The 16,437-nt window shown below is 39.8% G+C and carries 11 protein-coding genes and 1 other RNA gene; 2 read left to right on the plus strand and 10 right to left on the minus strand.

Annotated elements, in window-relative coordinates:
• Nucleotides 1–41: 41 nt before the first annotated feature.
• The 5 genes from D172_RS12530 to D172_RS12545 all read right to left on the minus strand — a co-directional run bounded on the left by D172_RS12530 (nt 42) and on the right by D172_RS12545 (nt 5,725).
• On the minus strand, nt 42–878 hold the full coding sequence (locus D172_RS12530; RefSeq protein ID WP_007376786.1) for a hypothetical protein: 837 nt from the start codon (nt 876–878) through the stop codon (nt 42–44).
• A gap of 512 nt (nt 879–1,390) precedes the next feature.
• Nucleotides 1,391–2,839 carry a S41 family peptidase gene (locus D172_RS12535; protein ID WP_007376787.1) on the minus strand — a complete coding sequence of 483 codons (1,449 nt, stop codon included), beginning with the start codon at nt 2,837–2,839 and terminating at the stop codon, nt 1,391–1,393.
• A gap of 238 nt (nt 2,840–3,077) precedes the next feature.
• On the minus strand, nt 3,078–4,202 hold the full coding sequence (locus tag D172_RS12540) for a helix-turn-helix domain-containing protein (protein ID WP_007376788.1): 1,125 nt from the start codon (nt 4,200–4,202) through the stop codon (nt 3,078–3,080).
• Between the two features lie 409 nt (nt 4,203–4,611).
• Nucleotides 4,612–4,708: signal recognition particle sRNA small type (gene ffs, locus D172_RS21310), an RNA gene on the minus strand.
• A 138-nt stretch (nt 4,709–4,846) separates the two neighbouring features.
• Nucleotides 4,847–5,725 (minus strand): DUF3014 domain-containing protein, encoded by an 879-nt coding sequence (locus D172_RS12545; RefSeq protein WP_007376789.1) that lies wholly within the window; start codon nt 5,723–5,725, stop codon nt 4,847–4,849.
• Nucleotides 5,726–5,964: 239 nt separating this feature from the next.
• On the opposite strand from D172_RS12545, the gene D172_RS12550 reads away from it, so the two are divergent.
• Entirely contained in the window at nt 5,965–7,110 is a 1,146-nt protein-coding gene (locus D172_RS12550) for a patatin-like phospholipase family protein (protein WP_007376790.1), read from the plus strand.
• Between the two features lie 15 nt (nt 7,111–7,125).
• On the opposite strand, the gene D172_RS12555 is transcribed toward D172_RS12550, so the two are convergent.
• Entirely contained in the window at nt 7,126–9,099 is a 1,974-nt protein-coding gene (locus tag D172_RS12555) for a monovalent cation:proton antiporter-2 (CPA2) family protein (RefSeq protein ID WP_007376791.1), read from the minus strand.
• Between the two features lie 133 nt (nt 9,100–9,232).
• Here D172_RS12555 and D172_RS12560 point away from each other — a divergent pair, with 133 nt between their 5' ends.
• The gene (locus D172_RS12560; RefSeq protein WP_007376792.1) at nt 9,233–10,129 is read left to right on the plus strand and encodes a GGDEF domain-containing protein; all 897 of its coding nucleotides are present in this window, start codon (nt 9,233–9,235) and stop codon (nt 10,127–10,129) included.
• A gap of 109 nt (nt 10,130–10,238) precedes the next feature.
• Here D172_RS12560 and D172_RS12565 read toward each other — a convergent pair whose 3' ends face one another.
• From D172_RS12565 to dnaE, 4 genes are all read right to left on the minus strand, one after another.
• Nucleotides 10,239–10,586, minus strand: coding sequence for a hypothetical protein (locus D172_RS12565; RefSeq protein ID WP_007376793.1), 348 nt, complete (start codon nt 10,584–10,586; stop codon nt 10,239–10,241).
• On the minus strand, nt 10,586–11,890 hold the full coding sequence (gene tilS / locus D172_RS12570; protein WP_007376794.1) for a tRNA lysidine(34) synthetase TilS: 1,305 nt from the start codon (nt 11,888–11,890) through the stop codon (nt 10,586–10,588). The genes D172_RS12565 and tilS overlap by 1 nt, the downstream gene beginning before the upstream one ends.
• Before the next feature lie 82 nt (nt 11,891–11,972).
• Nucleotides 11,973–12,929, minus strand: coding sequence for an acetyl-CoA carboxylase carboxyl transferase subunit alpha (gene accA, locus D172_RS12575; RefSeq protein ID WP_007376795.1), 957 nt, complete (start codon nt 12,927–12,929; stop codon nt 11,973–11,975).
• 16 nt (nt 12,930–12,945) lie between these two features.
• Entirely contained in the window at nt 12,946–16,437 is a 3,492-nt protein-coding gene (dnaE, locus tag D172_RS12580) for a DNA polymerase III subunit alpha (RefSeq protein ID WP_007376796.1), read from the minus strand.

Consider the following 16,437-nt stretch of genomic DNA (forward strand, 5'->3'; position numbering starts at 1 on the left):
GTGGTGTGGGGGCTGGAGGTTAGAGACCTCCGGCTACCCGATTATACACGCATTTCAGCAAGCTTCTGAAAGAAATTCACTCCAGAAAGTGTAATGCCATCTTCGAAATAGCCGTTATCCTCTAAATCTCGGATATAGGCCCGAGGTTGTTCACTCAAAAAGTCGTTGATACGCCTCATGGCATGAGTAGTACTAGAAGTAAGTAATACTTTTTCTCCAATTTGAGGAATTATGTTGTTGTAAGTGTAATCCTCGAATCCTTTTTCAAACTCTCGGCCTTCTTTTTTACGCATTCGATCCATGAGTAACCTTTTACCCATTTTATTCAATTCTTTTTGAGAAGAAGATAGCTCATCTTCTTTTTCTTTTAATTTTGATAGAATTTGACTTTTTTCTTCTTCTTGAAGTTGTGCTCTATCTAGTAAATTACTAACAATTTCATTTCTTTCTTCTATGACTTTTTCTATCTCTTCTTTTCCGTCTTTAATTTTTTCTTTTGTTTCACTAATTTCACTATTTATAGAGGGAGAGTTTTGTAAATAATCCCTCATTGAAGAGTAACCTTCATCGAGGTTTCTCAATTTCTCACCAAAGCCACTCTCCATTTTAGCAAGTAATTGAGCAATATTTTTAGTGAAATTATTCGTATTATCATAGAATGTATTACTGGTTTCAGTCGCTTTAAAGTAAAAAAGAGCAGCTAACGCTACAGAAAATAATGCTAATAAAAGCGAAAGTAATGTTGGAAAGTCTACTGTTAAATCAATAGGCGTTAAATACACCTTGTAAGACAGAACGCCTACAACAGTAATAGTACAAATAGCCTTAACCCAATCCCATAACCCGGCTTTAGTTAAAGTATAAATTTTTTCGGTCAATTCAAATTCTCCTTGTGTGTATAACACTTTAGTATTTATGCAACACGCAGTTTGTGTTGCATAATCGCTTGTTGGGCTGAGGCGCTACCTGCTCGGTGTGTCAGAGTAGGTGTTGTTGGTGTTGTTTATGCTATGGGAATTTGCTTTTTATGGCCTAACCAATATCTAGCCAATTTAATTGGCGTGTATATCGTATCTAAGCTGTCCCTGCATTGCTCAGCGTTTATTATGTCCTTATTACACCTAAATTTGGCTTGATAAGCAACCACTGTAGACTATTTCAGTTTTTACTTGTTCAATGAGTGTATTCATGGCTTACCTTCAAGTAATGGGTGGCCAAAATCACTGTACCACTACAATGTGCTATTTGCAGACGGTCAGGAGTATAACGTCTAAAGTCTGGATTCTGACCCGTCTGGATTTGTCTGGCTTTCTGAAAATTCGCAATATTTTGCATAGTATTTTCCATTCGATTTCAGTTTATATAACAGTCATAAGCTTTTATGACATATTTATTGGAGCGTGTTAATAGTCGTTTGCCTATTAGCGGTAATGTATTTTGCTAAGTCTTCCACTGCCTCATTCGAATTTATTACTTGGTTCGACAAATAAACATCTGGTTCGATAGGTTGCTGACAATGCTCTTTTCCAGATGGGCGAGTAAAGATAAGTGTCGGCATGGTTAGTTCTAAATTAGAACCAGACAAAACATGAGTTTCTATACGCCCAGTAGTGCAAGACCTTACATTTGAGTGACCCGCAATGACAGCTTGTCGAGAGTCCTGTAGTGAGGTTAAAAACAAAATAGTGGATGAATAACTGAGCGGCCCCATTAGTAAATATGCCCGTCCAGGTATCTTTAAACCCTTATGCGCGTCGACAGGCACTAATTGATTAAATGTGCCTTCAATAATCTCACCTTGTTTACCCTGAATAGGTCCTAGTTTAATATTTCGTTCCGTCATACGAATTTTAAAGTTTGACAGAAATGGAAATGGCTTGCTCGCAATGTAAGGTGCAATACCTTGCTGCCAATAGTGATCGGTCCCCCCCGGGTTGTGGCGAACGTCGATAATCACATCTTTGACGTTCGCATCTTTAAACGCCTGCCATGTTTCATCTAGAAATGTGAAAAAAGGTTGTTCTTGTTCTTGAGAATAAAAAAAGCGATCGACACGCAAATACCCTATGTCATTGTCTAGTATTCGACTTTGGACAAATTCCCTCACACCACCATTGTGATTTTCTGGGTCATCACTGACACCCATTATAGATAATTGCTTGCGCTTATTTTTATGCATAAACTCAATTTGATAATCTTTGCTACTACCAAACAGTAACCAGTACATTTTGTTAAATCGACTGGCAGTAAAAGCAGCCCTAAACTCTAATGAGTCGCCATACATTCTTGCCAACATAGTTTCAATTATTTTTGATGCCCTAACTCCGTTGACTGAGGTAATCTCATCACCGATTTTAATATCTGAATAGCCCTCAAGAGTTTCCGCCACAAGCAAACGTTGGGATGCATCTATCATTACGTCAAATGGAAATAGACGACCACCTTTCTGAATGTGGCTCTTAAATTGCTCATCAAGCTGTGGCGAAGCAATTAGCATGTGTCCATCTTTAAAGTAAGGATTCAGCTGAGAGAAGTACTTCCATGCTTCATAATGTGTCATGGGTGAAGTTATACCTTCTGACAAGGATTCTATCTGCGATTTAACTTCAGATACATCCATAGTAAAGCCCGGATCTGGGTGGATCGTATCAAGGCGTTCACTTAGCTCAGTCAGGTTGCTTTTTAATGCCTTAATGCTCACTATCTTGCCAGATGAAGACAGGTTAGTCTGAGTATTACCTTCTTGCGTTATTGTGTTTTTTGCAAATGGCTTTGGTTCATTCAAGCTAGTGCAGCCAACTACAAACGCAATAAGCAAAATTAAAATTATATTCTTCAATTTTTTGTCCTCATTTCTCTTTTCCACTATATAAATCGACTGATGAACCTTGTTATCCACTTGCAAATAATTTTCAAGTTTGCTTGATACAGCGGCAAAAGTAGCTACTCGTACCCGAGGTTAATAAATATTCACCAAACGTTTTATCCACGGCGATTAGGAGCTGTATTAAAGAGGTGTTCATGAGAAAAAGCGTCTGATTTTGACGAGTTGGACGTGCGATTCGGTCGGTTCGCACTTATTCACTATCGAGTTTCAGTTGTTTCCTATACTGGCTTGGGGTCATTCCTTTGAATTGCTTGAAAACGGCATTAAAGGTACTTTTTGAGGAAAACCCAGCAGATAGAGCTAGATCAATAAGTCTCTCTTTTGGATTAGAAGAGATTTGAGAACAGACTGTTTTTATTCTGTATTCGTTAACAAATTGATAAAAGTTCTTATTTGCTTGCTGATTGAGGATTTCAGATAAGTGATGACTACTAAGGTTGGTATATCTTGCTAGCGCATCTAAGGTAAGTTCACTTTCTAGATAAGGTTGCTCTTCTTCCATATATTGAACAATGTTTTCTAATAATTTAGCTCTAGTATTAGAGTCGAAGCATTGTGCCTTGGTTGTCGAGTTGAGTGCTTCCGCTGGAGTTTCACCCAAGTTATCAATGACAAATAAGTTTGGCTCACGCCACTGAGCCATCGAAACGCTGTATATCAAAGTAAAGGCAATGAGATCACTAGCAATAGCCAAAGTAGAATTTGCACCGATTATTGTGCTGACAGCTTCTGTCAGCAACATTCCTGCGTACAAATTTAATACTATCCATAACAAGGTAAATATTTTGGGATTAAAGTTGGAAAGCGTATCACGCGCATGGCGTCCACTTTTAGTTATCAGTTTGACACTCAATGCTAAATAAAAAAATGCCTGTACGAACATAATAATCTGAGTCAGCAGTTGGATATTTTCTTTGTGAAAAGCGTTATTAGCGATGTTGATTTTTTCAGTCGGGGTAGAAAATAAAAAATCTATATTTAAGAGAAGACAAAGTAATAACGGCGTAGCGTGAATACCATCCTTTAAATGGAATGACTTTTTAATTATCGCTGACCGAAAATATAAATATAAAAATGCACCAAAGCTGGCGGGAACAAAGTAGCCCCATCCAATTAAATTGGCAAAAACAGTATCCTCAGCATGCACTACAATCAAAGGGCTGCAGAAATAAAATGCTTGAAAAAGACACCAAACGCCCATTATGCGCCCAGTATTGTTAACGCCAGCACTAAACAAAAGCATTGCTGCTAATAAAATGCCTTGGAATGTTCCGATGGCATGAAGATATTGCATTGGCAAGGAAGTAAACAGCATGGGGATAGTTGTAAATAGAAATTAGGTAGATGTTTAATGTTGCTAGGTTAGCAGATTGCTAAACTTATTGTTAGCTGTGTCTGACATTTTATTCAGTTTGAGCTGTAGAGGTGATTCCAGAAAACAGAGCCAACGAGATCAAATCTTGACTTCATACTTTGCAATTCTTGACCGTCCGCCGATCGCTCTAAATCGACCATTAATTACTATACAAAGACACTGATTGTATTGAATGCTAACTTGCTACGCTTAATTGCTTTTACAGTATGTTATTTAAGTAGAACTTGCTGAGTTTATTTTAAAGTGTGTGATGGCATGGGTAATGAAATAAAAAATAAATTTTTATTAATGTGCTTTAGGTTAAATTATATTGGAGGTTTAACACCCAAATGAGGAATTTGGGTGGCAGTCTTACCAGCCACATCTCGGCACACACGTCACAAACTGTGGCTGCTCCCTTCCGGGCCTGACCAGGTTCGCCTGCTAGTGTTGCGAGAGGACCAATAAGACTACCATTGAGGGCCTTGGTTGGCGCGGGGGGATTATCTCTACTTTTGCTCTGTTATTCAAGGGATAATCTAAAAAGAAAGTGCGATTGCATACTTCATATACAATCGCGATGCATTTAGCTGTTTTAATGCGTATTAATTGCTCTCTAACTGAGTTTTAATATTACGTAATGCTGCTTTTACTTTTTTCATGTTCTCAGGGCCCATGCGTAAAAATTGTTTTTGTGCAGCTGGTAATTGCTCCCACTCTGAAAATGCGTATTGATATGTTACTGAATTACGAAGTAATGGTAAGTCGCCCTCAGGTTCTGGCGTATCAAGTAACAAATCAATTGCATCGGTTAGGGTTTGATTAAACTCATCATCGCCATAACCTATTTCAGTATATGCACTATTAATAAGCGGTTTATATTCTTCGTACATACGCACTGCTTGAGCTGCACTCATACTGGTGAATACTTTTACATACGGTGTATAACGCTCATAGCTATTAGGATCAATCGTTAAAATATCCCCTTCTGTTACGCTAAAACTCTCTTCTGGCTTAATAACAGGTGTATGCTTTTTGGCTATTTTGCCTTGGGCAATGTTATCTATAAATACAACACCACGGCGAATCACATCGTCGGTTACCATTAAGCTCATCACAGAATCACTTAAGTACTCATCCATTTTAGCAACAACCACCGTGTCACTTTCGTCAAGCGTCACTAATGGTTCTACTTTTGGGGCCGGATCAACAGCGCGTTGTGTTGGCACTTCAAGTTTTTCAGGTTCCTCTGGTTTTACTGCAGAAGGAGTATCAATAATAGGAGCAATTTCTGGTTTAAGCTCCATTATTGGCTGCTCTTTAACTGGCGGCTCTACCTCTGTGCGTGTTACTTTTTCATCACTTGGTTTAAGTAATACGAAGGCAGCCGCGCATGCTACGACTATTAGAATAATAACGGCAAAAAGAAGATTGTTATTAGGTGGACGTTTTTGAACATCTGACACTTCTGGTTTATCTGACATACGAACTCCATAAAAAATTAAAATGCGATATCACTTAGAATACGCTAAGTGGATTAAATTCATTCTGACACACATACTATGACATTTAATAACACGGCAATAATAGCTCAAAGGTTAAGCGCTAAATTGCAAAGTTAAATAATGTAATGAGTATAAGGGCAGTTATCCTTTGATTCTTCTAGCTTAAAGACTTACAGTGAATAAATAAAGCAAAGACGTAGAACAGTTTAACCACCAATATGAAAATCAAGCAAGTTGATCCCAAAAAACCTAAAATAGCCTTGTTACTTACAGGTGGTGGCGCACGCGCTGCTTACCAAGTGGGCGTACTAAAAGCACTCGCTCATAGCATGCCGCGTACAGCTCCATTACCATTTAGGGTAATAAATGGCACCTCAGCTGGGGCAATTAATTCTGCAGCGTTAGCATGTTACGCCTCGTGTGCACATTTAGCTGTACGAAAGCTCGAATCTGTTTGGAAAAACTTTTCAACCTCTATGGTGTACAAAAGCGACTTTTTAAGTGTGTTTGGTCATATTGCGCGTAATATTTTAACAAGCTTTCAGTCAGAGCATATTAATCACCCGCCTGCGAGCTTGCTAAATAATCGCCCTCTTCGTAGTTTATTGAACGAAATTTTAGATTTACACCGCATTGAACGCAATTTACATCGTAATTATTTAGATGCGCTGTCTATTACGGCCTCAAGTTATACAACGGGTGACTCGGTTGCATTTTTTCAATCTAATACGCAAACATCTTGGCAGCGTGCTAAACGCGAGGGTCGTGCTACGCGCATTAATGTTGAGCATTTAATGGCGTCGAGTGCCATTCCGATGGTATTTCCTAGCGTAAATATTTATAACCATTACTTTGGTGATGGCTCTATACATCAGCTTTCACCGCTTAGTCCGTCGATTCATTTAGGCGCTGAAAAAATATTTATTATTGGGGTAGATCAACCTAAAGAATTACACCCACCGGGTTATTCTGCGCATTACCCAGGGCTTTCTGCTGTTGCAGGGCATTTACTCGACAGTGTATTTACCGACACTATGCAATCGGATTTAGAACGTTTGGACCGTATTAACCGAACCCTAGGGCTGTTACCTGCACGCGATAAACATCAAGAGCTTAAACAAATTGATACGTTTGTAATTAACCCTTCGCAAAATTTTAATGCCATTGCAGCGCAGTATTACAACGATATGCCATGGGCTATTAAAGTATTGCTACGTACCATAGGTGTAAAAAAGCATTCGCAATCGAGCTTAACCAGTTATCTATTGTTTGAAAAACGCTACACCCAGCATTTAATGCAAATTGGCTATGAAGACGGTATGAAAAAATTACCGGAGATACGCAAGTTTTTAGAACTAGATTAAGCCCAAACAGAAACGTTATTCTATTCCGTCGAGCAGGTAGTGCTCTACCCGCTCAACGCGCCTTGGTTTTCCTTGCAGTACTAATATATCGTTAGCCAGTAATAAGGTTTGATCCGATGGAGCGTCTATTTCGCGATCTTGCCTGCGTAACGCTTTTATAAACACTCTTCGTTTTGTTAAATTAAGCTCACTAATACTTTTATTTACAGCAAACGCTTTATCGGGCAAAGCTATAACATGCAGGTATTCTAATCTATCGCTATTATTTTCATCGCTATCAATGTGCTCACCGGAAAAAAAGCTTTGCAAAAATTTATAGCGATTACGGCGCTCTTTACTTACACGCCTAACAATTCGGCTCATGGGTACACCCGACATAGATAAAACATGCGACACTAACATTAAACTTGCTTCTAAAGTTTCGGGCACAACTTCGGTTACCCCCAATTCTTTTAACTTTTCGAGCTGACTGTCATCTCGCGTGCGTATAAGTATTTTAACTACGGGCGCTATTTGCTTTATAGCGTCTATTACTATTTGTGTTTGCTCAAATTCAGTAAAGGTAATAATGACTAAGCGTGCACGCTCTACCCCTGCACATTTTAAAATGTCTTTTTGTTTAACGTGTCCAAATATTACGGGTTCTCCAGCGGCTTTACCTTCTTGAACGAGTATTGGGTTACTCTCAATAGCGACATATTCTATTGCCTCTGGTTTTAAAAACCGCGCAATGGTTTGCCCAACTCTTGAAAAGCCACAAATAACAACATGATTACTATAAAGCGCGCTACTTTTAGGTTCATTTTCCCATCCCATACTTGCGCGTTTTAATACGCCTAAACGTTTTAAAATAAGCGGTGTTTTATCAATTAAAAATGGTGTAAAGGCCATTGAAAGTACACCCAATGCAATTAAAAATGAGGTTTGATCACTCGTTAATAATTGCTGTTGTCCACTTAAGGCAATAAGTACAAAACCAAACTCCCCCATTTGCCAAAGCATAATTGCACAAGCCAATGCATCTTGTCTTCGCTCACCCATAAGCTGCGCGCTTATTGCAACAACGGTTATTTTTAAAATTAATAAGCCAAGTAACGCACCAATTATAAATAAGCCATTACTAAACACATATAATAAATCAAGCTGCATGCCGACAGTTACAAAAAAAAGGCCCATTAAAATATCGCGAAAGGGCCTTATATCAGCCTCTAGTTGGTGTCTGTAATGACTCTCGCCCAACATCATACCGGCTAAAAAAGCGCCAAGAGCCATTGATAGACCAAACATATATGTTAGCAACGCGGCAAATAACGCAACCAGTAATGTTGTAAGCACAAATAACTCATCGGTGCGTACTAGCGCTATTTCGTTAAATACTTTAGGCAGTATCCATTTGCCTATAGCCCATAACAATAAACAAACAAATGCGCCTTTAGTTAATGCAAAAGCAAGCGCCCAACTAATGCTTTGTGAATCGCTAGATGCTAATAAAGGAAGGATAATAAGCAATGGAACAACCGCTATATCTTGAAATAACAATACACCAACGGCTAGTTGTCCACGACGCTGGTTTAGCTCGCCGGTTTCTTTTAATAACTTAACCACCACGGCAGTGGATGAAAGCGCCATAATGATACTAATAGCAAAGCTAGTTAATAAGCTGAAATTTAAGCAATATAAAACAACAATAAGTATCAGGCTGGTCACAACTACTTGTAGTGACCCAAGGCCAAACACAATATTGCGCATTGCCATTAAACGTGAAATAGAAAACTCTAACCCTAAGCTAAATAACAAAAATACAATACCAAGCTCTGCCACAAAGTCGATTTCGTGCGTGTGTGCCACCCAACCAATACCATGGCTGCCAGCTAAAACCCCTGTTGCTAGATACGCCAAAATAGGCGGCAATCCAATGCGCTTAAAAAACCATACAAAAAGTACTGCAACAACTAATAAGCCAAAAAATTGAACATTAATACTCTGCAAACTGAACCTCACGCTTAAATTAAACCAAGGGACTTACATTAAATATAGCAACCATCTGTTTTTCGGCCAGTTTTAAAATATGGCATAAAAATAGCTTAGTAATTGTAAAGCAACACCCTCGGGGGAGATTTTAATGGAAAACGTCCATATTTTGACACAACGTGTATCAGGTCGCGGTGATTTTTTGCCGTTCTCGGCAGAACACACACGTGTAGATGAAACAACTGAAACACACGAACTTGTTACTGAACTACAAACTAGTTTAGTTATTGAAGATGTTTTAGCTATGTATGCTAAGTTCGCAAAACAATTGCTAAACTTTTCGGGTATACAGTTTCAATCGACGCTTGGCACAGCGCAAACATCAGATAGTGATACAAACAATACACCCTATATTTTTGACTTAACAATAGCAGCAGAACACTTAGGACAACTAATTTACTTTAGTAAATATCCTCTTAGTGCTGTAATTGAAAAAAAATTACGCGTTTTACATACCGCGTTAATTTACCCACTTCGAAATGCGATGATGTATAGCCGAGTATTAAAACTTGCGACAAAAGATACCTTAACGGGATTAAACAACCGCAGTCAATTTAATGATATTTTGTCGCAAAAACTCGAAAATTGTCGCCGCTACCAACGTCCTTTTAGCTTAATGCTGCTCGACTTAGATAACTTTAAACAAGTTAACGATAACTTTGGTCACAAAGTGGGCGACGATACATTGAAAGAATTCGCTAAAGTTTTATGTAGCAGTATTCGTGGTACAGACTCAGTATTTAGGTTTGGCGGCGATGAGTTCTCAATTTTAATCGAAGACCCTGAGTTTACAACTAACAAAGTAGTTGCTGAACGGATCATGCGCCTTGTTAGAGAATCAAGTTTAATGTCGCAATATGGCGTAACAACCAGCATAGGTTTTACCTTAGCAAGCAGTCAAGATTGTGATAATGAGATATTTGCTCGCGCAGATAAAGGGCTGTATAAAGCAAAGGCCTCGGGCAGAAACTGTGCTAAAGCATATTAAAATTTAAAAATACATTTAAAATAAAAGAGTCTAACTTCCCCCGTTAGGCTTTTTTATTTTGCTGTATTGTCCTGTTTAAAACTCAGGACAACACACTAAAAAGCATGACTTAACGCTCTGACTTTATTGGTAAAAATTTATATATAACAAGCACTAAGCAAAAACCAAAAAAGAAACCACTCACTAAGTTAAGTAATGCAGCACTCTTTGCAATTGGCGTGAATAAAACTAAAATTAACGGCGTACTCACTCCTAAAACAAAAAACAGCCCACCTTTACCTAACCAATAAGCCAGTAATAATGCACCACATAATATTCCACCAGCAATAGCGTGACCCAAAGTAATTAGGTTAAGCGAAAACAAGGCATTAGCTAATACCGCAACGATAGCTGTAACTAACATCCCCAGTGGTGCTTTGTTTACTAGTGATAAGCCTACATGTGGTTGTTCTGTCATTATTTACACTCCCAAAAAATACCTGTTTCGTCAAGATGATTGGCACTCATAAAGTAGCCAACCACTTGAACCAATTCGTCATTATAAAAAATTAATGGCACATTAGCACGTAACCAAGGGGCTACTTTTGCATCTTTAAACCAATGTTTTAATGTATTACCACCTGGTTTTTTTTCCGGTTTGATCCGCGCATTGTTACAGTTAAAACGCACAGTAACTTGTTCATGCTTAAACGGCGGTCGAATACCCTTGCCATTTTTTTTTATTAGCAAACGGTCATCATTAAATTTAAGCTCATCACTTACAAGCATTTGATCTTGTAATATTTGATATGGATTCACAAAATACAAATAGCCTTGATGGCGACGTACTTGCCCACCAGCCAAATCAATAAGCATTTGCGAATCGCTCTTAGCGCATATAGCTTGATTAATAATTTGCTCAAGTTGTTTTTGCGATGGCATAATTTGTGTAAATAATGCAAGCCACGCACGCACTATATTTGCAATGCGCGCAGTGCTGTATTCGCTTATTTTATTAATACACAATGCTTGATGCTGGTTAATACACTTATTTAAATCAAGCTGAGTATATTCATCAAGTAATGTTTGTTGTTGCTGCAGTAGATCAATACTTCGCGCTGTACATTGCTCAAACCCATTAAAGCGTTCGGCTAATAATGGAATAACTTTGGAACGTAAAAAGTTTCGATCAAAGCGCTCATCTGTATTAGAGTCATCAGTGATATGCTTAATATTAAACTGCGCCGCAAAGGCTTCTATATCACTTCGCTTTACATTCAATAACGGCCTGAAACACACACGCCCACTTTGTAGAAAACGCGCTTGGTGCATGGCGCCAAGCCCTTTTAAACCCGAACCACGCTTTAAGCGCAGTAAAAACGTTTCTACTTGGTCGTTTAAATGTTGGCCTAGTAAAATAATGCTGCCTTGTGGGCTTAGTTCATCAAGTGCTTTATAACGGGCGTCGCGCGCTTGGGCTTCAAGGCTCGTGCGCGACTGCTGCTCAATTACCACTTTCGCAGCTTCAAAAGGCACATTGAGCTCAACACATACGTTTTTGCAAAAGCGTTGCCAGTCATCAGCATACTGGCTTAAACCATGGTGAACATAAATAGCCGATACATCAATTACAGGGTTATCCTCTTTTAACTCACGCATTAAATGCAGTAACACCACAGAATCAACGCCACCAGATAACGCAACTGTAAAAACAGTCTTACCTTGCTCAATATAGCTACTTAGTGATTTTTTTAATTGTTGATAAATTGCTGATGTATACATGTGTCCGCACTTTAATATAAAAACTCTGAGTATTTTAAAGTAAAAAAGCCGCATAAGCGGCTTTTTTTAACATTTAATGTGCTTAGCAATAGCCAAACGACATTAAACGCTTGTAACGCTGATCAAGCATTTCTTCAAGCGTAAGAGCTTGTAGGTCAGCTAAATCTCGTTTTAGGCGCACTTTTAAGTTTCGTGCCATAGCATCGTAATTACGGTGCGCACCACCTAGTGGCTCATCAACTAAGTTGCTGATTAAATCTAGTTTTTTAACGCGCTCTGCGGTTACACCCATTGCTTCTGCTGCAAGGGGTGCTTTGTCGGCGCTTTTCCAAAGAATAGACGCACAACCTTCAGGCGAAATTACAGAATAAGTACTGTACTGCAACATATTAACTCTGTCGCCAACACCAATCGCTAATGCACCGCCTGAACCACCTTCACCAATAACTGTACATATTGTCGGCACTTTAAGTGTCGCCATTACTTTTAAGTTACGTGCGATTGCTTCAGATTGGCCACGCTCTTCAGCGCCTACACCTGGGTATGCACCCGGCGTGTCGATAAAGGTCATGATTGGCATTTTAAAACGCTCAGCCATTTCCATTAAGCGTAATGCTTTACGGTAACCTTCTGGCTTTGGCATACCAAAGTTGCGTTTAATTTTTTCAGCAGTGTCGCGGCCTTTTTGTTGGCCAATAACCATTACTGGTTCGCCATCTAAACGCGCTATACCACCTAAAATAGCCGGATCGTTAGCAAAAGTTCGATCGCCAGCAAACTCATCAAATTCCGTGAAAATACGCTCGATATAATCTCGAGTATAAGGACGCAACGGGTGACGTGCCAACTGTGATACTTGCCAAGCGCCAAGTTCAGAGAATATCTTCCCTTTTAACTGGTCGCTTTTCTCTTTTAATTTGCTGACTTCCTCTTCTAATCCAAGGTCTAATTCGCCAGCGCGGCTTACATTTTGTAATTCTTCAATTTTCGCTTCTAATTCTGCAATCGGAAGCTCAAAATCAAGATAATTGAGGCTCATGCTCTAAACTACCTAATTAGTTAAATTCCAGTTCTACATCTTGCGCCGCCATTAGCGATAACTTATGAATTAAGTCATCACTTGGCGTAACACACCATTCGATCCCAAGAGTTAATTGTGCCAACGCATCTGGACGTTGGTAATAAACCTTGATCGGACACGTTCCCATTTTGTAGGGTTCGAGTACTTTTTGTAATTTATCGAAGAAACCAGCCTCGATTTGCACCATGTTCAGCGTCATTTTAATCGCTTTAATACGCTTTTCACGCGCCTGAGCAATGGTGTTTATTTCTCTGGCGGTCATTGTAATACCACCAGAGAAGTTATCAAAGCTGACCTGTCCAGATATTACCAAGATATTATTAACTTGGAGCATATCTTGGTACTTTTCAAACTCGTCTGAATACAAGCGTACATCAATGCGTGCACTCTTGTCATCTAAAGTTACTAAGGCCCAACGATTTCCTTTTTTATTAATTAACACCCTAGAAGCAATCACTAAACCAGCCGCTGTGGCAAACACATCGCGATTAGTAGGCTGTAAATCAACTATTTTCCCACTGGTGTAATGCTTAAGTTCACGGCGGTATTGATTTATCGGATGCCCTGTTAAATAAAGGCCTAGAGTCTCTTTTTCACCATCCAACCATTCGTTATCAGTGAGGCCTATGGCTTTAATAAAAGCTTGTTCAACTTCATCAGGCTCAGTGGCTAATAAACCAAACAAGTCACTTTGCCCTAATAGCTCAGCTTTGTTGTGTTGGTCGGCCGCACGCATTGCACTTTTTAAACTAGCCAATAACGTAGCACGTCCAGGTTGCGTTTTTTCAGGCCCAAGCTTATCAAGTGCGCCTGAGTAAATTAATTTTTCGGTCACACGCTTATTTAAGCGTTTTAAGTCAACGCGGGCACAAAAATCAAATAAATCTTTAAATGGGCCGCCTTTTGCACGCGCTTCTAAAATTGCTTCAACCGGTGCTTCACCCACGCCTTTTATTGCGCCAATGCCGTAAACAATTTCACCTTCAAGGTTTACTGTAAACTTAAACTCACCTGCATTTACGTCTGGCGGTAATAAGGTGAGTTTCATGTTTTCACATTCATCCACCAAAATAACTATTTTGTCGGTGTTATCCATATCGGCCGACATTACCGCAGCCATAAACTCTGCCGGATGATGGGTTTTCATCCACAATGTTTGATACGAAACCAGTGCGTAAGCTGCCGAGTGAGATTTATTAAATCCGTAACCTGCGAACTTTTCTACCAAGTCGAAGATTTTTATCGCGAGCTCGCCGTCGATGCCGTTATTTCTTGCGCCATCTTCAAATGTTGAACGCTGCTTTGCCATTTCTTCGGGTTTTTTCTTACCCATTGCACGGCGAAGCATATCGGCGCCGCCTAGCGTGTAACCTGCTAGTACTTGCGCAATTTGCATTACTTGTTCTTGATACAAAATAATGCCGTACGTTGGATCAAGTATTGGTTTTAAGCTTTCGTGCTGATATTGCGCATCAGGGTATGAGATTTCTTCTCGGCCCAGCTTTCGGTCGATAAAGTTATCTACCATGCCTGATTGCAGCGGACCTGGGCGGAACAAGGCCACAAGTGCAATCATATCTTCAAAGCAATCGGGCTTAAGTCGGCGTACTAAGTCTTTCATACCGCGCGATTCTAGCTGGAATACAGCAGTCGTTTCAGCGCGAAGTAGTAGCTCAATACTTTTTTTATCATCCAGTGGAATAGTGTTTATATCGACAGGGTCTTTACCTTGGCGCTCCATGCGCACGTTGGTCATATCGACCGCCCACTGCAAAATAGTCAGTGTACGTAAACCCAAGAAATCGAACTTAACTAAGCCTGCAGTTTCTACATCATTTTTATCAAACTGTGTGACCGGAAACTTACCTTCGTCATCGCAATAAAGCGCGGCGAAATCGGTAATCGTGGTTGGCGATATTACTACGCCACCAGCGTGCTTACCGGCGTTACGTGTACACCCTTCTAGGATGCGACACATGTCGATTAAATCTTTTACTTCGTTATCGCCATCGTAGGCTTCTTGCAAGCGCGGTTCTATATCAAACGCTTTAGCAAGTGTCATCCCAGGGTCCCCTGGAATCATTTTTGAGATACGATCAACGAATCCATAAGGATGCCCAAGCACTCGCCCTACATCGCGTATTACCGCCTTTGCAGCCATAGTACCAAAGGTAATAATTTGCGATACCGCATCTCGACCATACAAAGCCGACACGTGATCAATTACTTCGTCTCGTCTATCCATACAAAAGTCGACGTCGAAATCGGGCATTGATACACGTTCAGGATTCAAAAATCGCTCAAAAAGCAAGTCGAATTCAAGTGGATCCAAATCGGTAATTTTAAGCGCGTACGCAACTAACGAACCCGCACCTGAACCACGACCAGGTCCAACCGGAATATTGTTATCTTTACTCCACTGGATAAACTCCATTACGATTAAGAAGTAACCTGGGAATCCCATTTGGTTAATTACGCCAAGCTCTATATCAAGTCGTTCATCGTATTCAACGCGTTTTACTTTTCGCTCTTCTTCATCGGGGAATAAAAACTGTAGACGTTCTTCAAGGCCGTCTTCTGACACTTTAACTAAAAACTCATCAATCTTAAGTGAGCCAGTTGGGTAATCAGGTAAAAAGTAAGTCCCTAGCTGAACCGTTACATTACAACGTTTAGCGATTTCTACGGTGTTTTGTAGCGCCTCTGGAATGTCGCTAAACAGCTCAGCCATTTGCTCTGGTGTTTTTAGGTATTGTTCTTCAGAGAATCGTTTAGGCCTGCGTTTATCATCAAGTGTGTAACCGTCAAAAATAGCAACACGAATTTCGTGCGCTTCAAAGTTTTCAGGTTTTAAAAATACCACTTCGTTGGTGGCTACAACAGGTAACTGCTCTTTAGCTGCAAGCTCTACCGCCATGTGTAAGTAATCTTCTTCAAGCGGGCGATTGGTGCGAACAAGCTCAAGGTAGTAGTTATCGCTAAAATGCTGCTTATAAAAACTAACAACCGATTCAATTACACTCGGATTATTTTTTAATAACGCTTTACCTAAATCACCGTCTTTAGCACCCGAGAGAATAATTAAGCCTGCTTTTAGCTCAACTAACCATTCGCGGTCAATCACAGGGCGATGAAATACATGCCCACGTTGATACGCTTTAGATATTAATAAGGTAATGTTTTTATAGCCGTCGTTGTCTTTGGCTAATATGGTTAAACGGCTTGGCTCATCAGGAAATTCTGGGCTACGAACCCAAAAATCAGCACCCACTATAGGTTTAATACCGGCATTATGTGTTGCGCCATAAAAGCGCACTAAACCACAAAAGTTCATTTGGTCGGTAATCGCAATCGCGGGCATTTGCAGCTCTTGCGCTTTTGCGACTATTGGCTTTGTTTTAGCAAGGCCGTCAACCATCGAAAAATCTGAATGAACTCTTAAATGAACAAAATCAGGAGCAGCCAT

The organism is Pseudoalteromonas sp. Bsw20308 (assembly GCF_000310105.2).
GTDB classification, from domain to species: Bacteria; Pseudomonadota; Gammaproteobacteria; order Enterobacterales; family Alteromonadaceae; genus Pseudoalteromonas; species Pseudoalteromonas fuliginea.